The sequence below is a fragment of the Streptomyces sp. NPDC006197 genome (genome assembly GCF_040613865.1).
In the GTDB taxonomy this organism is placed as follows: Bacteria; Actinomycetota; Actinomycetes; order Streptomycetales; family Streptomycetaceae; genus Streptomyces.
Map to the genome: position 1 here is coordinate 1 of NZ_JBEXSZ010000115.1, position 18,472 is coordinate 18,472.

The window sequence follows — 18,472 nt, forward strand, 5'->3', positions numbered from 1 at the left end:
CGATTGCCCACACGGGGGTGGGCGGCAGCGGCACCGCCCCGCCGGGCGCGGCCCGCACGGGGTGGCGGAAGGGCGCGGGTCCGGCGGGTGCGACCGCGCGTCAGGTGGGGCAGCGGTCCAGTAGGTCAGAGGGGGATGCCCGCTCGTATCACGCGGGTCGGGTGCTTGAGGAGGGTCACGTCGGTCAGGGGGTCGCCCGGCACGAGGATCGCGTCGCCCGCGTACCCCCGGGCGAGGCGGCCCACCGCGCGGTCCACGCCCAGCAGGCGGGCCGCCCCGGTGGTCGCGGTGCGGATCGCGTCGAGCGCGGACAGCCCCGCGGCCCGCATGAGTTCGACCTCGCGGCCGATCGGGCGCACGGTGCCGCCGGACGAGTCGGTGCCGGCGGCGAGCGGGACGCCGAGTTCGTGCGCGGCGAGGACGGCCCGCTTCAGCACGGGGAGGTAGGTGCGGCCGCGTTCGGCGAGGATCGGGTTCGTGGACTCCGCGAGGCCGGCGATGGCGGTGAGGGTGGGGGTGAAGTACGTACCCCTGCGACGCATCTCGCGCAGGGTGCGCTCGCCGACGAACGCCCCGTGCTCCAGGGAGCGGACGCCGGCCGTGACGGCGTCGTGGCAGCCCTGCTCGCTGTAGCTGTGGCACAGGACGCCCTTGCCGCGCCGCCGGGCGGCGGCGACGATCTCGGCGAGCTGCTCGTACGAGTACACCTGGGCCAGTGGGTCCTGCTCCGGCAGTCCGGCGCGCTCGTTGACGCGGGTCTTGATGACGTCCGCGCCGCGGGCGAGGTTGACCTCGACGACCCGGCGCAGCGCCTCGGCCGAGCGCACGCCGTCCTTGAGGCGGGCGAGCGGGGTGAGGTCGGGGTCGGCGAGGACGGTGTCGCCGAGGTCCGGGGTGACGAAGACGCCGGCGGCCGTCAGGCGGGGTGCGAGTGCCGGGCTGTGCCGGGCGAGTTCGCGGACGGCGATGTCCTGGTAGAAGGTGGTCGATCCGCTGCGCGCGCTGGTCGCGCCCTGACGGACCGCGTCGCGGGCCTCGGCGGCGGTGCTGAGGTGGATGTGCGCGTCCACCAGGCCCGGCAGGACCCAGTGGCCGTGGGCGTCGAGGATCTCGGCGCCCTGCGGCACGGCGACGGCGCCTTCGCGGCCCGCGGCGCGCACGGTCCCGCGCTCGATGACGACGACGGCGTTCTCGGTGACCTCGCCGGTGGCGGGGTCGAGGAGGGTGCCGCCCCGGATCACGAGGTCGCCTCCGGCCGGAGTTCTCTCACCCCGAGCCGCGCCCGTCGAAGAAGCCGCGCCCGTCGAAGAAGCCGCGCCCGTCGAAGAAGCCGCGCCCGTCGAGGAGATCGCGGCCGCCGCCGTGCCGGACGCGGCCACGGTGCCGGCGAGCGCGGCCGCGCCCGCGAGGACGCCGCGGCGGGTCACCGAGGGGGAGGGCGGCGGGGTGGCTTCGAGGCACATGGGAGCTCCTTGGGGGAGTGGGCCGGCAGCGGCTCCCCATTTTGTATACCAAATTTAGGAGGGTGGGCAAGGGTGAAGATCCAACAGGGAGGGTTGGCCACGTGGTGCCTTGAGGTGGGGTTTCATCGTCCATGGTTTTGGTATACGAATATCTCCCTGGAGTCGTTCTGCTTCCGCGCGGGCCTCCGATATTCGGATGCGTCGGACCCGCCCCGGTGGTGCAATCGCCCGATGGGACGAGCGACATCCATGACGGTCGACCGCGGGCGGTTCACCGACGCGGTCACCCCCTGGGAGGAAGAGGCCTGGCGGGCGGAAGCTCTCGGCTGGTCGGAGCGGGAGCTCGGCCGGCACGGTCTGGAGGAGACGGGGCCCCGTGACGTCAGGGTCCGGCCCTGGTCGGTCCTCGTGCGGTTCCGGACCGGAGCCGGCGAGCGCGACGCGGTGTGGTTCAAGGCGAGCGCCCCCGACGCCGCCTTCGAAGCCGCCCTCGGCGGAGCGCTCGCCGACTGGGTGCCCGAACACGTCGTGACACCCCTCGCGGTCGACGCCGAGCGCGGCTGGTCCCTCCTCCCCGATGGCGGACCCCTCTTCCGGAACGTCCTCGACGCCGGCGGCGCCGGGCCGGAGTCCTGGGAGCAGGCGCTCGGCCAGTACGCGCGGATGCAGCGGGCGCTGACCCCGTACGCGGACCGGATGACCGCCCTCGGCGTGCCCGGCGGCCGCACCGCTCAGCTGCCGGAGATCTTCGACGGCCTCGTCGAGGGCAACGCCACCCTGGACCCCGGCGCCCGCCGTGCCCTCCGGGACCGGCGCCCCCGCCTCCTCGACTGGTGCGCCGAGCTCGACGCGTACGGGATCCCGGACTCGCTCGACCACTGCGACCTGCACGACGCCCAGCTCCTCGCCCCCGCCGCCGGCCGCTTCACCTTCTTCGACTGGGGCGACGCCAACGTCGCCCATCCCTTCACCAGCCTGCTGGTGCCCGCCCGCGCCCTCCGGGAGCGCCACGGCCCCGAGCACGTGCACCGGCTCCGCGACGCCTATCTGGAGCCCTGGACCGACCTGGGGCCCTCCCTGCCGGAACTCCGCCGCGCCGCGGCGCTCGCCACGCGGCTCGCCGCGCTGGGCCGGGCGGTCTCCTGGTTCCGCCTCTTCCCGGGCACGCCGACCACGGGGTGCGCGGAGGCGAGCGCCCACTGGGTGCACGAGCTCTTCGCCGAATCGCTGGTTCTGTGAACCGCGGTTCCCGGCCGGCCCGGCGTTCACTCCCCCTCGGTGTAGTGGAAACGCGTCCACAGGGGCAGGGCGAACCAGCAGAGCAGGTACCAGGCGAGGACGCCGGAGACGAGCCAGGGCACGTACGCGTCGTGCGTGACCACCCGCAGGACGAGGAAGAGGGCCGCTGTCAGGGTCGCCAGGAGCAGGACGAGACCGGTGAAGGTGAGGCGTGAGGCCCAGACGACCGCCTGGGGTTTGATCCGCCGGCCCGCCACGATCCGGTGGAAGGCGACGGGGCCGATGAGCGCGCCCGTGGCCAGCGACCCGAGGACGATCGTGATGACGTAGATCGTCTTGTCGGTCTGCTCCAGCCCCTGGAAGTGCGGGGTGAAGGCCACGGTGAGAAGGAAGCCGAGGAGGATCTGCACGCCGGTCTGCGCCACCCGTATCTCCTGCATGAGATCGGTCCAGCGCCGGTCGGCCCGTTCCTCCTCGGTCTCGTCGCGGCCGTGGCGACGCCCGTCCCGCCGGTTCGGCTCCGCCTCCATGAGGTCTTCTGTCTCCTTCCCCGGGGGAGCCCGGTGGTCAGGCGCGGCCCGCGGCCTTCTGGCTCCGGCGGGACAGCGAGTCGACGACGACGGCGGCCAGCAGCACCGATCCGGTGATCATGAACTGGACGGCGTTGCTGACCCCCATGATGTTCATGCCCGATTGGATGGATCCGATGACCAGCGCGCCCAGCAGGGCGGACCAGACCGATCCGCGTCCGCCGAACAGGCTCGTGCCGCCGATGACGGCCGCGGCGATGACGTTCATCAGCAGGTTGCCGCCGCCGGAGGTCTGGCTCGCGGACTGGATCTGTCCGGCCAGGAAGATGCCGCCGACCGCCGCCATGGTCCCGGAGATCGAGAAGACGGTCATCCGGACGAACGGCACGCTGATGCCGGCCCGGCGCGCGCCCTCGATGTTCCCGCCGACGGCGAAGATCCGCCGCCCGTAGCTCGTGCGGCGCAGCACGAAGTCCAGCACCACCAGCAGGATCAGGAAGATGAGGAGCGCGAGCGGAAGCCCCTGGTACCGGTTGAGGATGTACGCCGCGACGAACGCGATCGCGGCGATCACGGCCGTACGGAGCACGATCTCGGCGACCGGCCGGAACGGCACCCGGGCGGCCCGGCGGCGTCGGGCGTCCAGGAGCGAGGCCGCGAGGAAGAGCCCGACCCCCACGGCCGCGGTCACGTAGGCCGTGGCGGGGCTGTGGAAGATCGTCGAGTAGAGCTTGGAGACGATGCTCTCGCTCGGGATGTTGACCGTGCCGCTGCTGCCCAGGACCTGGAGCATCAGACCGTTCCAGGCGAGGTTGCCCGCGAGGGTGACCACGAACGCGGGCACGCCGACCTTCGCGAAGAAGAAGCCGTGGATGAGGCCGACGGCCGCTCCGCCCGCGACGGCGACGAGGAGCGCCAGCCACTCGTTCATGCCGTTCAGGACGTTGAGCACGGCGAAGATGGCGGCGCACAGGCCGCTGACGGAGCCGACGGAGAGGTCGATCTCGCCGAGCAGCAGGACGAAGACGATGCCGACGGCGATCATGCCGGTGCCGACGATCTGCTGACTGAGGTCGGAGAGGTTCTGGGCCGAGAGGAAGGTGCTGTCGAGGCTGCCGAAGACCGTCCAGATGATGATCACGGCGACGACGACGGGCAGCGAACCCAGCTCTCCGCTGCGGACCTTGCGGCGGAACTCCCCGAGGTACCCCTTCAGGCCCTCCTCGCGCACGAGCAGCCGGGTGTCCACCGCGGGCATCGACTCGGGCGCCGGTTCCTGGGCGGCGGAATCGCCGGAGGTGCGGTCCTGTCTCATCGCTCCTCCTCCCGCTTGCGGGCCTGGCGGCGGGTGACGGCGCTGTCGGTGGCCCCGGTGATGGCGGAGATGATCTCCTCGGTGGTCGTGGAGCGCTTGTCGAAGAGGCCGTTGTTCCGGCCGAGGCGCATGACGGCGATGCGGTCGGCGACCGCCATCACGTCCACCATGTTGTGGCTGATCAGAATGGTGCCGAGACCGTGCTCGCGGAGCCGCTCGACCAGGTCGAGGACCTCGGCGGTCTGCTCCACGCCCAGGGCGGCGGTGGGTTCGTCCAGGATGACGATCCGCGGGTCGCCGATCAGGGAGCGGGCGATCGCGACGGTCTGGCGCTGGCCGCCCGAGAGGGAGGCGACCGGGATCCGGACGCTGGGGATGCGGATGGAGAGCGTGTCGAGCAGTTCGCGCGAGTGCTGCTCCATCCGCACCTCGTCCAGGACGCCGAAGCGGCGCAGTTCGCGGCCGAGGAAGAGGTTGCCGACCACGTCGAGGTTGTCGCACAGGGCGAGGTCCTGGTAGACGGTGGCGATGCCGAGGTTCTGGGCGTCGTGGGGCCGGTTGATGGAGACCGGCCGGCCCTCCCACTCGATGACGCCTTCGTCGGGCGGGTTCACCCCGGCGATCGACTTGACGGCGGTGGACTTGCCGGCGCCGTTGTCGCCGACGAGGGCGACGACCTCGCCGGCGTGGACCTCCAGATCGAAGTCCTTCAACGCCTGGACCGCGCCGAACCGTTTGGAGATCCCCCGCAGGGTGAGCACGGCTGGCTCCGGCAAGGGAACCGCCTCCTCGACGTCTCGCGACGACCGGTGCGTCGCTACTCGAGACCGGCGGCCTTGCAGGCCGCGGCGTAGGTCGGAGTGCAGATCTCCTTGACCGTGTAGAGCCCGTCCTTGACGACGGTGTCCTTGATGTTGCCCTTGTTCACGACGACCGGCGTGAGCAGCGTGGCCGGGACCTTCTGGTCGCTGCCGCTGGTGACGGTGGTGGGCGTCAGGTCGGACGGCAGCTCCTTGCCCTCCGCCAGGTCGACGGCCATGGTGGCCGCGATGTCGGCCTCCGGCTTGTACGGCTTCTCGATCGTGATCGTCTGGGTGCCGAGCAGGATCCGCTGGATCGCGTCGAGTTGGGCGTCCTGACCGGTCAACGGCACGTTGATGCCGGCCGCCTTGAGGGCGGTGGAGATGCCGGCGGCCAGTCCGTCGTTGGCCGAGTAGACACCGACGATCTTGTCCTTGCCGAGGGCGCTGATGGCACCGGACATCTGCTGGTTGGCGTTGTTCGGGTCCCAGTTGGGAGTGTCGTACTCCTTGCCGATCTTCACCTTGCCGTCGAGGACGGAGTGCGCTCCGGCCTTGAACTCGGCGGCGTTCGGGTCCGTCGGCGACCCGTTGTGCATCACGATCTCGCCGCTCTTGGCCTTGTCGCCGAGCGCGTCGAGGAGCGCCTTGCCCTGCAGCTCGCCCACCTTGTGGTTGTCGTACGAGACGTAGGCGTCGACGGGTCCCTGCGCGAGGCGGTCGTACGCGACGACCTTGACACCCGCGGCATGGGCCTTCTGCACGGAGGACTGGATGGACTTGGCGTCCACGGCGTCGAGGATGAGGACCTTGTCGCCCTTGGCGAGGGCGGTGTTGACCTGCTGTTGCTGGGTGGTGGCGCTCTCCGCGGCGTTGTAGTAGTCGATGTGGGCCCCGGGGGCCAGTTCCCTGATCTTGGCCTCGATGTAGGGCCGGTCGAACTTCTCGTACCGCGTGGTCTTGCTCTCCGGCAGCAGCAGACCGATCTTGACGTCCCCCTGTTTCTCGCTCCCCGCGCCCAGGGCCGTCGCGCTGGTCGCCACCACTCCGAGGGAGAGGGCTGCGGCTCCGGCCAGGGCTATCGCGCTCCGCAAAGTACGGGTCATGGGAGGCTCCTTTCGTACGCCCCCTCTCCCTCACCTCGTGAGCGCGGGAACGAGGATGTACATATGGCCTATATATCGACATTAGCGGCAACCTGAAGACCGGCAAGCGGGTGGGACGCCCTCCGTGACGACGGTACGTCGCGGCGCGTCGACCGTCGGTCAGGACGGTGCGGGCCCGGCCGCCGCGTCCGTGGCGCGCAGAAGGCGCAGGAAGGCCTTCAGACCGGTGATGATCTCCTCGTTGTCGGTGAGGCGGTTCACCGTCGCCTCGAACTCCCGGGCCGGCGCGGCGACCCGCTCGCGCAGCGCCACCACGTCGTCGCGCGGGTACGTCACCTCCCGGAGCAGCAGGAGCCAGAGCAGCCCGAGGACGCCCACGACCCTGCTCACGCGGCCCCCTCCGAACCCGCCCACCCGCCTGCCGCCATGCTCCCGCCGGAGCCGGAGTCCGGCATGAGTACCGCTCCTCAGACCGAGGCTGGCGGGGCGCCGCCGGGAGTGGGACGATTTGTACGAAGCGACTACGGGCCCGCGTCGGCGCATCGGCTTCCGGCGGGGACTCCCGTCGAACGGAGAAGGCGACATGCCTGTCATCACCGAAACCATCGACATCTCCCGCAAGCCCGCGGAGGTCTTCTCCTACGTGACCGACCCGACGCATCTGCCCGACTGGCAGGAGAGCGCGGTCTCGGTCCACAAGATCGGCGACACCCCCTTGGCGGTCGGCTCCAAGGTCGCCGTCACCCGGCGGCTCGGCAAGCGGGAGTTCACCTCGACCATGCAGGTCATCGAGTTGGATCCGCCGAGGCACTGGCACGTGCACGGCATCGACGGCCCCGTACGCGGCGACGTGCAGGGCACCATCGAGCCGCTGGACGACGGCGAGCACTGCCGCCTGACGCTCTCCCTCGACTTCGAGGGACACGGCGTCGGCAAGGCCCTGGTCCCCCTCGTCGTCCGCCCGCAGATACGAAGGGAGATGCCGAGGGACGAACTGACCCTCAAGAGCATCCTGGAGAGCGGCACGACCGGCTGACGGCGACGTCAGTCCGTGGAGACCGGCCGCTCGAAGAAGGTCTCCAGGGACACCGTCGCCTGCGTGCCGCTCACGCCCTCGATCGCGTACAACCGGCGCAGCACGTCCTGGAGCTGCACCGTGGTCGCGGTGCGCACCTTCACCAGGACCGAGGCGCTCCCGGCGATGACGTGCGCCTCCTGGATCTCGGGGATCGCGGCGAACGCCGCCGCCGAGTCCCCGATCCAGGCGGACGAGTCGACCATGACGAAGGCGAGCACGTCCTGGCCGAGCGCGGCGGGATCGACGTCCACGGTGGTGCGGCGGATGACGCCGCGCTCCCGCAGCTTCCGCACCCGCTCGTGCGCGGCGCCGGCCGACAGACCGACCGCCTTGCCCAGCACCGCGTACGCCTGTGTGGCGTCCCGCTGCAGCTCGGCGAGCAGCGCCCGGTCGATGGCGTCCACGATCCCCTCCGTCATTCCCGGCTCCCCTCCGTCGTTCCCATGCCGGAAACATACGTCAGTAGTGACTGTTCATCGCCGTGCGCACCTCGGCGAGGGTCGCGTCGGCGACTGCCCCGGCCCGCTCGTTGCCCTCGCGCAGGACCCGGCGCAGGTACGCGCGGTCCTGCGCGTACTCCGCGCGGCGGGACCGGATCGGCGCCAGGTACTCGTTGACCGACTCCGTCACGGTCCGCTTCAGCGCGGCGGCGCCCGCGGAGTCGATGTCGGCGGCGACCTCCTCCGGGGTGCGGCCCTGACAGAGGGCCGCGAGCAGCAGGAGGGACGACACCTCGGGCCGGCCGGCCGGGTCGTAGGAGATGTGACGCTCGGAGTCGGTCTTCGCGCCCTTGATCAGCCGGGCCGTCTCGTCGGCTGTGGCGGCCAGGGCGATGGCGTTGCCACGGCTCTTGCTCATCTTGGTGCCGTCCGTGCCGAGCAGTAGCGGGGCGTCCGACAGCAGGGCGTCGGGCTCGGGGAAGACGGCGCCGTAGCGGTCGTTGAACCGGCGGGCGACGGTCCGGGTGATCTCCAGGTGCGGCAGCTGGTCCTGGCCGACGGGGACGAGGTTCGCCTTGCAGAACAGGATGTCGGCGGCCTGATGGACGGGATAGGTGAACATCAGGCCGCTGACGGCGGACTGCCGGGAGTGGGCGATCTCGTCCTTGACGGTGGGGTTGCGGTTCAGCTCGGCCACCGACACCAGGCTGAGGAAGGGCAGCAGCAGCTGGTTCAGGGCGGGGACGGCGCTGTGGGTGAAGACCGTGCTGCGCTCCGGGTCCACGCCGATCGCGAGGTGGTCGAGCACCAGCTCCTCGACGTGCTCGGTGAGGTTGTCCGCCACGTCGCGGTCGGTCAGGACCTGGTAGTCCGCGATGATCACGAACAGCTCCACCCCCAGGTCCTGGAGCCGGACCCGGTTGTGCAGGGTGCCGAAGTAGTGCCCCAGGTGCAGCCGCCCGGTGGGGCGGTCGCCGGTCAGGACACGGAAGCGCCCCGGGTTCTCGCGGATCTGTCGCTCCAGGACCGCGCTGCGGGTCCGTGCGGCGGACGTGCCGAGGGCGTCGTCGGTGGAGGGGGCGGCGGGGGCGAGGATGGTCATGGCGTCTCCTGGTGTGGGTCGGTGGCGCCGTCGGGACGACAGGACCCATGAGCCGGGAAACGCAAAAGGGCCGTTCGTCCGAACGGCCCGGTCGTGCGCGAGTGGTGGCCGCTCCTAGGAGGAGCGCCACCAGCTGAGGCACGACGACAGATGCATGGAGCCAGCATAGCGCCCCGCGGCCGGGACCACGGGGCGTTTCGAGCAGGACCCGCCGGGAGCCGTCAGGACAGCAGGACCGGGAGGTCGAAGAGGTCGTTCTGGGTGACGACCGGCTTGTTGCGGAGCTCCTCGCGCGGCACCGCGAGACGCAGCTCCGGGAAGCGCCCGTACAGGGCGGGGAGCGCCACCGACGCCTCCAGGCGGGAGAGCGCCGCGCCCGGGCACACGTGCGGGCCGTGACCGAAGGAGATGTGCCGGTTCGGCGTCCGCGTCACGTCGAACTCGCCCGCCGTCGGGCCGTGCTGCTCCTCGTCCCGGCCGATCGCGCCGAACGACACGATCAGCGCCTCGCCCTTCGGCAGGATCCGGTCACCGACCTCGATGTCCTCGGTGGCGAAGCGGATCAGCACGTGCGAGGTGGGCGTCGACCAGCGCAGGGTCTCCTCGATCACGTTCTCCCACGGCACCTCGCCCTTGAGCACCAGGGCCCGCTGCTCCGGGTGGGTCTCCAGGGCGACCACGGCGTTCACGATCAGACTGATCGTCGTCTCGTGCCCGGCCGCCACCATCAGCTGGAGGGTGTTGGTGATCTCCTCCGTGGTCAGCCGGTCACCGCCCTCCGACGCCTCGATCAGCGCGCTCGTCAGGTCGTCACCCGGATTCTCCGCCTTGCCCGCCACGATCCCCGCGAACAGCGTGCCCAGGTCCGCCATCATCCGCGGCACCTCCTCGGGCGGCGTCTGCGTCGAGAAGAACTTGTCGAACAGCGCCTTCATCCGCGGGTGGTCGGCCGGGTCGACGCCCATCAGCTCGCCCACCACGCTCATCGGCAGCGGGTACGCGAACTCCGCCTTCAGGTCCACGACCTCGCCGGCCGGCCGCTCGGCCAGCCGGTCGAGCATCCCCGCGGTGAGCGCCTCGATGCCCGCCCGCAGCCGCTCCACCCGACGCGCCGTCAGCGCCTGCGCGACCAGCGAGCGCAGCCGCCGGTGCTCCTCGCCGTCGACGGTCAGCATCGACCGGCCGGGGTTGGCGAGACCGATCAGCGGCCAGTCCAGGGGTATCTCGCCGCGCTGCCACGCACCCCAGACGCCGATGTCCTTGACGAGACGGGCGTCGGTGAGCAGCTTGCGCGCCTCGGCGTGCCGGGTGACGGCCCAGCAGGGCACCCCGCCGGGCAGCACGACACGGGCCAGCGGACCGGCAGCGCGCAACCGGGCGCTCTCGCCGTCGAGGTCGGTGACGAACGGGTCGAGGGCGATCGCGTCGGTGCCGGACGCGGCGGTGTGGTCGTACGGGCAGCTCATCCGAGGGCTCCAAGGGCGGGGGTCGGGGTGTACGTCACGGGGAGCGCGGTCAGCCCGCGCAGCCAGGGGGAGGGACGGCGGGCGAGGGCGCCCTCGGCGACCGCGAGGTCCACGTCCGGCAGCCGGTCGAGCAGCACCTCGATCCCCGTCCGGGCGATCGTCTCGGCGACCTCCTGTGCGGGGAACGGGCAGCGGTGCTCGCCGTGACCGAAGGAGAGGTGGGCGTTGTTGCCGCCGGTGAACGCGCCGGAGTCGGTGCGCACGTGCGGATCGGAGTTGGCCGCGGCCAGACCGAGCAGCAGCAGGTCGCCGCGGCCGATCCGCCGCCCGCCGAGGTGGGTGTCGCGCGAGGCCCACCGCCCGGCGACGTTCTGCGTCGGGGTGTCCTCCCACAGGACCTCGTTCATCGCCTCGCCGACGCTGTGCCGGCCGCCGGCGAGCGAGGCCGCGAACCGGTCGTCGGTGAGCATCAGGCGCAGCGAGTTGCCGATCCAGTCGGCGGTCGGCTGGTGGCCCGCGGCCATCATCACCATGAGGTCCTGGGCGACCTCCTCGACGGTGAACCCGGCGGTGTTGGCGAGCATCCGGGAGGCGACGTCGTCCCCCGGCGCCTCGGCCTTGGCGGCGAGCAGCGCGAACATCGACTCGGCCAGGTGGCGCTGGCCCTCCAGCGCGCCCTCCTGACCGTTGATCATGTCGTTCAGGGCGGTGACGAGCGCCGGGCCCTGCTCGTCGGCGAAGCCGTAGCAGCTGGCGAGGACCCGTACCGGCAGGAGCATCGCGTACTCGGCGATGATGTCGCAGGAGCCCTTGCCGCACAGCCCGTCGATGAGCTCGTCGGCGAAGCGCTCGGCCCGCTCCCGCAGGACGAACGGGTCGATCGCCTCCAGGGCGTCGGAGACGACCCCGGCCCGCTCGCGGTGCCGCTCGCCGACGGTGTAGAGGATGGACGGCTGCTTGCGGCCGATCATCGGCAGCAGCGGCCAGTCCGCCGGAACGGCGTCCCACTGGTTCCACAGCTCGGAGTCCCGGGAGAAGAGGACCGGGTCGCTGGTGACCTGGTGCAGCTCGCGGTAGCCGAGGACCAGCCAGGCGGGCACGTCCCCGTCGAGCAGGACGGGGGCGACGGCCCCGTGCTCACGTCGTATCTGCCGGTACAGCTCGGTGGGGTCGGTCTGGAACCGGGGGCCGCTCAGCGGGACCGGCGGGGGCTCGGGGAGGGTCACGGGGTGGGCTCCGGGATCGGGTGGGGGGTCGGCCGGGAGGCCGCGACGACGGTCCGCAGGTGTTCCACGAGCGAGATCAGCACCTGCTTGCCGGACTCGCGCGACCGGGCGTCGCAGAAGACCAGCGGCACCTCGTCGGCGAGGTCGAGGGCCTCGCGGATCTGGGCGGGGGTGTGGGCGGGGCCGCCGAAGTCGTTGCAGGCTACGACGAACGGCGTGCCGTGGTGCTCCAGGCGGTCGATCGCGTACCAGGAGTCGGCGAGGCGCCGCGTGTCGACGAGGACGACCGCGCCGAGCGTCCCGGAGAACAGCCGGTCCCACAGGAACCAGAAGCGCTCCTGGCCGGGCGCCCCGAACAGGTACAGGACGTTGTGCGCGTCCAGCGAGATCCGGCCGAAGTCGAAGGCGACGGTGGTGGCCGTCTTCGCGGCGACGCCGACGGTGTCGTCGACGCCCTCGCCGGCCTGGGTCATGACCTCCTCGGTGTTCAGCGGACGGATCTCGCTGACCGAGCGGACCAGGGTGGTCTTGCCGACTCCGAAACCGCCGACGACGACGATCTTCAGTCCGTTGTCGGCGGTGCTGTGCAGGGTCCGGCGCTGTTCAGAGGTTACGGAGTCCAACGAGCACCTGCTCCAGGATGTCGTGATCGGGAAGGCGGTACGAGGCGCGCGGGTGCCGTGCGCTGATCCGGCCGGTGTCGTGCAGATCGGCGAGGAGGATCCGCGTGATCGACACCGGCAGACCGAGCCCCGCCGCCACCTCCACCACCGCCGTGGGGAAGCGGCACATGCGCAGGATCGCGGCGTGCTCGGACTGCATGCCGGCGACCGGATCGCTCTCGGAGACCACGAGCGTCACCAGGTCGAAGGCGTCGGACCCGGCGCGGCTGCGACCGCCGGTCAGGGTGTAGAGCCGGTCGGGAGAGTCGTCCCGGCCCGGTCTGCCGCGGCTCATCCCCGGGGCCTCGCGACCAGGTACTCGCCCAACTGCTCCACCAGCTCGGACATGTTGTGGCCGACGAGCCCGGCGTCGGCGTCCTCGTCGGCGACCAGCGCGAGGTGGGCGCCCTCGCCCGCCTCCACGATGAACAGGGTGCCGCCGTAGAACTCGGCCATCGCGGAGCGGACCCCGCCCGTGCCGTCGCCGAACTCCACGGAGGCACCGTGCGACAGGCTCTGGATGCCGGCGGCGATCGCGGCGAGCTGGTCGGCCTGGTCGACGGAGAGCTCGGGGGTACGGCAGAGCTTGAGGCCGTCACGGGAGAGCACCAGGGCGTGACGGGTGCCCGGGGTGCGTTCCAGCAGGCCCTCCAGGAGCCAGCTGAGCTTCTCGTCGGTGGTGGTGCCGGTCATGACGGGGTGCCTTCCGGGTGCGGGGAGTTCGAGGACGGCGGCGGGGTCCGCGGTGCGGACGGCCGGCCGTCGGCGGGATCGGACGGTACGGCGGGGGCGGGACGCACGGCGGTGGAGCGCTCGTCGGCGGCTTCGGGAGCGGCGACCGCTTCGGGAGCGGCGGGCGCGGCCCCGGCTTCGGGAGCGGAGTGTTCGGCGGCGGCCTCGGACGCGGGGTGTGCGGCGACCGCCTCGGGCGCGGGGTGCGCGGCGGCCTCGACGACGAGGCCCTCGACGGCAGGGTCTTCGGCGGCACCGGGCTCGCCCGACGGGTTCTCCGCAGTGGGGTGCCCGTCGGTCGTCGTCCGCGTCCCGGACGGCGGGGTGCCGGTGCCGCGGACCGCCTGGCGGAAGGTGCCGAAGCGCGTGGCGGCCCCGGCCGCGGCGCCGGTGCGCGGGCCCGCCGCGCGCGGCTTCACGGCGGCCTCCGGCCCTTCGGGGTGGGCGGCGGCCATCGCGCGGCCGCGACGGCGACGGGGCAGACCGCTCTCCCCGAACCGCGGGTGCTCGCCGGTGCTCTCGGACGCGCTGTCGTGGACGGTCTCGGGTTCGACGGCCGCGGCGGGGGCGGGGACGGCCGGCGCCTCCGGGGGGACCGGCGCCGTCGGTCCGCGGCCCGTCCCGGGCGGCAGGACGGCGGCGGGCGCGGCCGGCGGCTCGACGGACGCGTGGCTGATCAGTTCCTGAGGAAGCATCAGCAGGGCGCCGGTGCCGCCGCGCGCCGAGGGACGGAACGACACGGTCAGACCGTGCTTCCGGGCCAGCCGGCCGACGACCGCCAGGCCGAGCCGGGTGCCGGAGAGACCGGCCAGGTCCTGCGCGGTCGAGCCGACCGCGGCCTCCGCGCGGCGCAGCTGCACGTCGCTCATCACCAGACCGCTGTCCTCGACCGCGATGACGACCCCGGCCGGGACCTCCTCCACGTAGACGTGGACCTCGGCGGTGGGCGGCGAGAAGTTCGCGGCGTTGTCCATCAGTTCGGCCAGGGCGTGCATGACGCCCTCGGCCGCGTGCCCGGCGACGGCCGCGTCGCTGCTGGAGTGCAGCCGCACCCGCTGGTAGCCGCCGATCCGCCCCATGGCGCCGCGGAGGATCGACTCCATGACGATGGGGCGGGCCCAGCGACGGCCGGACCTGGCGCCGGTCAGCACGGCGACGGAGTCGGCAAGCCGCCCGGCCTGTGCGGTGCGGTGGTCGAGGTGGAGCAGATCGGCCAGGACGTCCTCGTCGGCGTGCCGGTGCTCCATCTCCCGCAGGTCGGCGAGCATGCTCGTGGCGAGGGCCTGCATGCGGCCGGCCGCGTTGGCCGCGGCGGCCATGGCGGCGGACCGGCCGGATTCGGCACGGCGCAGCTCGGCTTCGAGCCGCCGCACGTCGGCGGCCCGGTCCGCGGTCAGCTCGGCGGTCCGAGCGGTGTGGGCGCGGACCAGTTCCTCGGTCCGCGCCCGGTGGGCCGCCTCCGAGGCGGCGGCCTCCGTCTCGTACCGCTCCTTCGACGCCGCCGCCTCACGCGCGAAGTCGGCCGCGTTCCGGGCGGCCCGGGCCTCCTGGGCGGCGAGTTCGGCGGTGAGGGCCTCGACCCGCCTGCTCAGGGAGCGGGAGGTCCGCCCGTACCAGGTGACCGCGAAGGCGGCGGCCGCGAGGAGCAGGACGCCGCCGCCGGTGAACCAGCCGAGCGCGGGACGGATCCCGGCCGGCGCCGCGGCGGTCGCCGCGACGGCGAGCGCACCACCCGCGGCGGCTGTCAGCAACGAGGCGAGCAGGGCAGGGCGGAAGGGGGTGGACGGCGCCGACATCAACCAGACTCTCGAGAACAGGCACGCGGGGGAGTCGTAACGTCGGCACTATAGATCCGATCTTGATCGGTTCGGAACCTCTCTTGATCGGATCGGTATTCAGATTACGGAATGTGCCATCAAAGCGATCAGCTCGACGACGCGGAGGGAGCCGCGTTCCGCCACACCGTCAGATCGAGCGTCATGTAGGTGCTCGGCGAGTCCTCCGGGGAGAAGGCCTTGACCGTGACGAGACCGAGGTGGCCCGTACCCGTCGTGACGCAGACCTGGCGGCCCGGCGACAGCTTGTTCACGTAGATGTTCGTCGTGAACCTGGTCTCCGCGCGGCACGCCTCCAGGGAACCCTGCTGACCCGGATCGAGCAGCACCAGATTGCCGCCGCTGCTCTCGGCGTCGAGGTAGCCGCCCGTGTCGTAGGAGAGTTCGTAGTTGTTGTCCTCCCCGTCCTGCGGCCGCACGTTCTCGTCCCCGAGGGTCAGGTGGTAGCCGGCCGTCAGGTTGATGTCCTTGTACGTGGCGGCCTGCGGGGCCGGCGCGGTCGAGGGCTCCGGCGACGAGCTCGCCGTCCCCGTCCCCGTCCCCGTCCCCGTTCCCGTTCCCGTTCCCGTTCCCGTTCCCGTCCCCGTTCCCGTCCCGCTCCCCGCGCCACCGCCGCCCTGTGTGCTCGTCGAGCCCTTCCCGCCCGCGTTCGCGGACGTCGGCTCGCCCTTGTCCTTCAGCAGGACGTAGGCGGTCGCGCCGCCCGTGACGGCGAAGGCGAGGACGGCGGCCAGGGCGATGACGAGACCGCGCCCACCGCCCTTCTTCTGCCGGGGCGGCTGCTGCGGCTGGTACCCCGTCGGCATCGGCCGGCCGGGGTGGGGCTGCTGCGGATACGCGGGACCGACCGGGCCCTGCGTCGGCGCGTACGCGAAACCGGGGGAGGGCATGGCGGCGGCAGGGGGAGCGACCGGGGTCGACGGAACGACGGGGGCCGGCTGAGCGGCCGTCACCGCCTGCGGCGGCGGGCCGTATCCGGGCGACGGCGTGGACGGCGCGGCCGGCACCGTCGGGGAGTACCCGGCGGGCGCGGCCGACGGCGCGGTCGTCGGCGGCGGGGGCGTCTGCGGGGGAGCGGGCGCCGCCGCCCGGGCCGTGATCTCGGCGGAGACCGCGCCCGGCAGCCAGTCCTCGGGCCGGCGCAGCACCGTCGCCGCGTTCGCGGCCTGGCAGAGCCGGATGATCTCGGAGAGCGTCGGCCGGGCCTCGGGCTCCTTCGCGAGGCAGCGCGTGACCAACTCGGTGAGCCGCTCCGGCACGGCGCTCAGGTCCGGGTCCTCGTGCACGATCCGGTACAGCACCCCGTGCCCGGTCCCCTCCCCGAAGGCCGGGACGCCCGTCGCCGCGTACGCCGCGACCTGACCGAGCGCGAACACGTCCGTGGCCGGGGTGACCGGCCGGCCCGCCGCCTGCTCGGGCGCCATGAACGACGGCGTCCCTATGGTGACCCCACTGCCCGTCAGGGAGGTCGCGTCGGCCGCGTACGCGATGCCGAAGTCGATGACGCGGGGCCCGTCGGCGGCGAGCAGTACGTTCGACGGCTTCAGGTCGCGGTGCACGATGCCCGCGCCGTGGATGACGTGCAGGGCCTCGGCCATGCCCGCGACGAGCAGCAGCACCGTCTCCACGGGCAGCGCGCCGTGCGCCACGACCGCGTCGGCGAGCGACGGTCCCGGCACGTACGCGGTGGCCAGCCAGGGCTGCGCGCCCTCGGGGTCCGCGTCGATGACGGGGGCGGTGAACAGCCCCTGGACGCGCTGCGCCGAGCGCACCTCCTGGGCGAACCGGCGGCGGAACTCCGCGTCCTCGCCGAACTCGGGACGGATCAGCTTGATCGCCACCGGCCGACCGCCGGGCGTGTACGACAGGTACACCTTGCCCATGCCGCCGGCGCCGAGCCGAGCGGCGAGCCGATACCCGGCGACCGTCGTCGGGTCGTCCGCCGCCAGCGGCTGGAACACTTCGGAACCGCCCCGGCCCGCTTGCTGACCGCCCATGAACTCATGTCTCCCCACGCAGAACACCGTTTTCCGGAGGGCACCCTACCGGTGGGACGCGTTTTCGGCCGCGTCCGTCGTGATCTCCGCGCCCGTGAGCCCGGCACGCTCCGCGAGCGCACCGCCCTGGAAGCGGCTCTCCGCCCCCAACTCCTCCAGCAGATCGGCGATGTGACGGCGACAGGTGCGCAGCGACATTCCCATGCGCCGGGCGATCACCTCGTCCTTCGCGCCCTCCGCGAGCAGCCCCACGAGCGCCCGCCGCAGACTGGGGCCGACCTCCTTGTACGCCGCCTCGCTGGTGCCCCGGAAGGGGACCGCCCCGGACCAGTGCTGCTCGAACACCCGGCAGAGGTACGCCACCACGTCGGGGTCCCGGACGAGGACCGCCCCCTCGCCCGTGCCGCCGTCGGCGCGCCGGGGCAGGAAGGCCACGGACCGGTCGAAGACCACGGCCCGGTCGGGGAGTTCGGCCGCGGTGCGGTACTCGGCACCGGCGTCGGTGAGCCGTTCCACGTACCCCTGGGTGGACAGGCTGGTCCGCGCCGAGTGCTGGTACAGCGTGCGCATCCGCACGCCCCGGCGGAGCATCGCCAGGTCCCGCTCGACGGCGTCCCCGAGGCGGTGCGCGGCCCGCCCGCCGCCCGGCTGGATGCTGAACACCTCCTCCCGGCAGCGCGCCGACTCCTCGGTCAGCATCGCGGAAGCGGACGCCATGTCGGGCAGCACGTCGAAGCCCTCCCGGCGGCCCTGTTCGCGCCGGGCGGCGCGGTAGCGCGGCATCAGGGAGTGCAGCTCGTCACGGAGCGACTGGGCGTGCGCGGCGGCCCGCGCGAGCTCCGCCTCCAGCGGCCCGACGACCTCCGCCGCGGCGGCGTCCGGGTTCACCGGGATCAGCTCCCCGGGGCGGCCGGGTGCCGGCCGCAGAAGACGGAGCCGTTCCAGGGTGCGGCAGGCGGCCTCGACCTCGTCCCGGCTCAGCCCGAGGGCCGGAAGTCCGTCCGGAAGCCCGTCCGGAGCGCGGTTCGGGAGGCTGCCGCGCTCCAGTACGTACGCGAAGACGGCGACGGCCCCGGCGTCCAGCCGAGGCATTCCGTCCACATCCACCCCAGTAGTCACACGTTTCCCCCGTGATGCGGCCCTGCTACTTCCGTGCCATGCAGGGTATTGCCAGGTCATGGCGCTGGACCAAGCGGGCTCGCCGGGATGGACTGGGGGTGTCCGGCCGAGGGAAACCCCATCAGGCCGACATACGGCGTGAACCCGCCAGACGCGGAGCTTCCCGCCCGTCCTCTTCCCTCCCGAACCAGGAGCCGCACCATGTCCGTTGCCGTCCGCTGCTTCCTCCTCCTCGCCGTCCTGCTCGCCGGCGGAGTGACCGCCGCCGCGGGGGACGGCGCACCGGAGACGGCGCGGACGGTCGCCGGGAGCCCCATGGACACCAGCTGGGGCGACGAGTACGACCGGCCCGTGCAGTAGGA

18 protein-coding genes and 1 pseudogene are annotated in these 18,472 nt (G+C 72.6%); 3 read left to right on the top strand and 16 right to left on the bottom strand.

Annotation, left to right across the window (positions count from 1 at the left end):
- Positions 1–125: 125 nt before the first annotated feature.
- The gene (locus ABZ318_RS28855; protein ID WP_356905388.1) at positions 126–1,463 is read right to left on the bottom strand and encodes an amidohydrolase family protein; all 1,338 of its coding nucleotides are present in this window, start codon (positions 1,461–1,463) and stop codon (positions 126–128) included.
- Between the two features lie 231 nt (positions 1,464–1,694).
- Between ABZ318_RS28855 and ABZ318_RS28860 the strand changes: the two genes are divergently transcribed.
- Positions 1,695–2,702, top strand: a complete 1,008-nt coding sequence (locus tag ABZ318_RS28860) for an aminoglycoside phosphotransferase family protein (protein ID WP_356905389.1) — start codon at positions 1,695–1,697, stop codon at positions 2,700–2,702.
- Between the two features lie 26 nt (positions 2,703–2,728).
- Here the strand turns inward: ABZ318_RS28860 and ABZ318_RS28865 are convergent, their stop codons facing one another.
- The 5 genes and pseudogenes from ABZ318_RS28865 to ABZ318_RS28885 form a co-directional block, all read right to left on the bottom strand.
- Complete coding sequence (locus tag ABZ318_RS28865; protein WP_356905390.1) at positions 2,729–3,232, bottom strand: DUF6328 family protein; 504 nt, start codon at positions 3,230–3,232, stop codon at positions 2,729–2,731.
- Between the two features lie 37 nt (positions 3,233–3,269).
- Positions 3,270–4,547: a sugar ABC transporter permease gene (locus ABZ318_RS28870; RefSeq protein WP_356905391.1), complete on the bottom strand. Its 1,278-nt coding sequence runs from the start codon at positions 4,545–4,547 to the stop codon at positions 3,270–3,272.
- Positions 4,544–5,323 (bottom strand): ATP-binding cassette domain-containing protein, encoded by a 780-nt coding sequence (locus ABZ318_RS28875; RefSeq protein WP_356905392.1) that lies wholly within the window; start codon positions 5,321–5,323, stop codon positions 4,544–4,546. The genes ABZ318_RS28870 and ABZ318_RS28875 overlap by 4 nt, the downstream gene beginning before the upstream one ends.
- A 41-nt stretch (positions 5,324–5,364) precedes the next feature.
- On the bottom strand, positions 5,365–6,453 hold the full coding sequence (locus ABZ318_RS28880; protein ID WP_356905393.1) for a sugar ABC transporter substrate-binding protein: 1,089 nt from the start codon (positions 6,451–6,453) through the stop codon (positions 5,365–5,367).
- Positions 6,454–6,612: 159 nt separating this feature from the next.
- A pseudogene (locus ABZ318_RS28885) lies at positions 6,613–6,801 on the bottom strand (hypothetical protein); the annotation flags it as partial.
- A 235-nt stretch (positions 6,802–7,036) separates the two neighbouring features.
- Between ABZ318_RS28885 and ABZ318_RS28890 the strand changes: the two are divergent.
- Positions 7,037–7,489 carry an SRPBCC family protein gene (locus ABZ318_RS28890; protein WP_356905394.1) on the top strand — a complete coding sequence of 151 codons (453 nt, stop codon included), beginning with the start codon at positions 7,037–7,039 and terminating at the stop codon, positions 7,487–7,489.
- An 8-nt stretch (positions 7,490–7,497) separates the two neighbouring features.
- Here ABZ318_RS28890 and ABZ318_RS28895 read toward each other — a convergent pair whose 3' ends face one another.
- The 10 genes from ABZ318_RS28895 to ABZ318_RS28940 form a co-directional block, all read right to left on the bottom strand.
- Positions 7,498–7,935, bottom strand: a complete 438-nt coding sequence (locus tag ABZ318_RS28895; protein ID WP_356905410.1) for an Lrp/AsnC family transcriptional regulator — start codon at positions 7,933–7,935, stop codon at positions 7,498–7,500.
- A gap of 55 nt (positions 7,936–7,990) precedes the next feature.
- Entirely contained in the window at positions 7,991–9,073 is a 1,083-nt protein-coding gene (gene trpS / locus ABZ318_RS28900; protein WP_356905395.1) for a tryptophan--tRNA ligase, read from the bottom strand.
- A gap of 221 nt (positions 9,074–9,294) precedes the next feature.
- The gene (locus tag ABZ318_RS28905) at positions 9,295–10,539 is read right to left on the bottom strand and encodes a cytochrome P450 (protein WP_356905396.1); all 1,245 of its coding nucleotides are present in this window, start codon (positions 10,537–10,539) and stop codon (positions 9,295–9,297) included.
- The gene (locus ABZ318_RS28910) at positions 10,536–11,765 is read right to left on the bottom strand and encodes a cytochrome P450 (protein WP_356905397.1); all 1,230 of its coding nucleotides are present in this window, start codon (positions 11,763–11,765) and stop codon (positions 10,536–10,538) included. Before ABZ318_RS28910 ends, ABZ318_RS28905 begins: the two co-directional genes overlap by 4 nt.
- Positions 11,762–12,388 (bottom strand): ATP/GTP-binding protein, encoded by a 627-nt coding sequence (locus tag ABZ318_RS28915; RefSeq protein WP_356905398.1) that lies wholly within the window; start codon positions 12,386–12,388, stop codon positions 11,762–11,764. Before ABZ318_RS28915 ends, ABZ318_RS28910 begins: the two co-directional genes overlap by 4 nt.
- The gene (locus ABZ318_RS28920; protein WP_030690507.1) at positions 12,369–12,722 is read right to left on the bottom strand and encodes a DUF742 domain-containing protein; all 354 of its coding nucleotides are present in this window, start codon (positions 12,720–12,722) and stop codon (positions 12,369–12,371) included. Before ABZ318_RS28920 ends, ABZ318_RS28915 begins: the two co-directional genes overlap by 20 nt.
- A complete protein-coding gene (locus tag ABZ318_RS28925; RefSeq protein ID WP_356905399.1) occupies positions 12,719–13,120 on the bottom strand; it encodes a roadblock/LC7 domain-containing protein in 402 nt (133 codons plus the stop codon). The genes ABZ318_RS28920 and ABZ318_RS28925 overlap by 4 nt, the downstream gene beginning before the upstream one ends.
- A complete protein-coding gene (locus ABZ318_RS28930; RefSeq protein WP_356905400.1) occupies positions 13,117–14,955 on the bottom strand; it encodes an ATP-binding protein in 1,839 nt (612 codons plus the stop codon). Before ABZ318_RS28930 ends, ABZ318_RS28925 begins: the two co-directional genes overlap by 4 nt.
- 128 nt (positions 14,956–15,083) lie before the next feature.
- Complete coding sequence (locus ABZ318_RS28935; protein ID WP_356905401.1) at positions 15,084–16,991, bottom strand: protein kinase; 1,908 nt, start codon at positions 16,989–16,991, stop codon at positions 15,084–15,086.
- A gap of 45 nt (positions 16,992–17,036) precedes the next feature.
- The gene (locus ABZ318_RS28940; protein ID WP_356905402.1) at positions 17,037–18,083 is read right to left on the bottom strand and encodes a hypothetical protein; all 1,047 of its coding nucleotides are present in this window, start codon (positions 18,081–18,083) and stop codon (positions 17,037–17,039) included.
- A 228-nt stretch (positions 18,084–18,311) separates the two neighbouring features.
- Here ABZ318_RS28940 and ABZ318_RS28945 point away from each other — a divergent pair, with 228 nt between their 5' ends.
- On the top strand, positions 18,312–18,470 hold the full coding sequence (locus ABZ318_RS28945) for a hypothetical protein (protein ID WP_356905403.1): 159 nt from the start codon (positions 18,312–18,314) through the stop codon (positions 18,468–18,470).
- Positions 18,471–18,472: the final 2 nt, after the last annotated feature.

Coding starts and splice junctions, on each gene's coding strand:
- ABZ318_RS28855 (WP_356905388.1), bottom strand. CDS start 1,463: ATGTGCCTCGAAGCCACCCCGCCGCCCTCCCCCTCGGTGACCCGCCGC.
- ABZ318_RS28860 (WP_356905389.1), top strand. CDS start 1,695: ATGGGACGAGCGACATCCATGACGGTCGACCGCGGGCGGTTCACCGAC.
- ABZ318_RS28865 (WP_356905390.1), bottom strand. CDS start 3,232: ATGGAGGCGGAGCCGAACCGGCGGGACGGGCGTCGCCACGGCCGCGAC.
- ABZ318_RS28870 (WP_356905391.1), bottom strand. CDS start 4,547: ATGAGACAGGACCGCACCTCCGGCGATTCCGCCGCCCAGGAACCGGCG.
- ABZ318_RS28880 (WP_356905393.1), bottom strand. CDS start 6,453: ATGACCCGTACTTTGCGGAGCGCGATAGCCCTGGCCGGAGCCGCAGCC.
- ABZ318_RS28890 (WP_356905394.1), top strand. CDS start 7,037: ATGCCTGTCATCACCGAAACCATCGACATCTCCCGCAAGCCCGCGGAG.
- trpS (WP_356905395.1), bottom strand. CDS start 9,073: ATGACCATCCTCGCCCCCGCCGCCCCCTCCACCGACGACGCCCTCGGC.
- ABZ318_RS28905 (WP_356905396.1), bottom strand. CDS start 10,539: ATGAGCTGCCCGTACGACCACACCGCCGCGTCCGGCACCGACGCGATC.
- ABZ318_RS28920 (WP_030690507.1), bottom strand. CDS start 12,722: ATGAGCCGCGGCAGACCGGGCCGGGACGACTCTCCCGACCGGCTCTAC.
- ABZ318_RS28925 (WP_356905399.1), bottom strand. CDS start 13,120: ATGACCGGCACCACCACCGACGAGAAGCTCAGCTGGCTCCTGGAGGGC.
- ABZ318_RS28930 (WP_356905400.1), bottom strand. CDS start 14,955: ATGTCGGCGCCGTCCACCCCCTTCCGCCCTGCCCTGCTCGCCTCGTTG.
- ABZ318_RS28935 (WP_356905401.1), bottom strand. CDS start 16,991: ATGGGCGGTCAGCAAGCGGGCCGGGGCGGTTCCGAAGTGTTCCAGCCG.
- ABZ318_RS28940 (WP_356905402.1), bottom strand. CDS start 18,083: ATGCCTCGGCTGGACGCCGGGGCCGTCGCCGTCTTCGCGTACGTACTG.
- ABZ318_RS28945 (WP_356905403.1), top strand. CDS start 18,312: ATGTCCGTTGCCGTCCGCTGCTTCCTCCTCCTCGCCGTCCTGCTCGCC.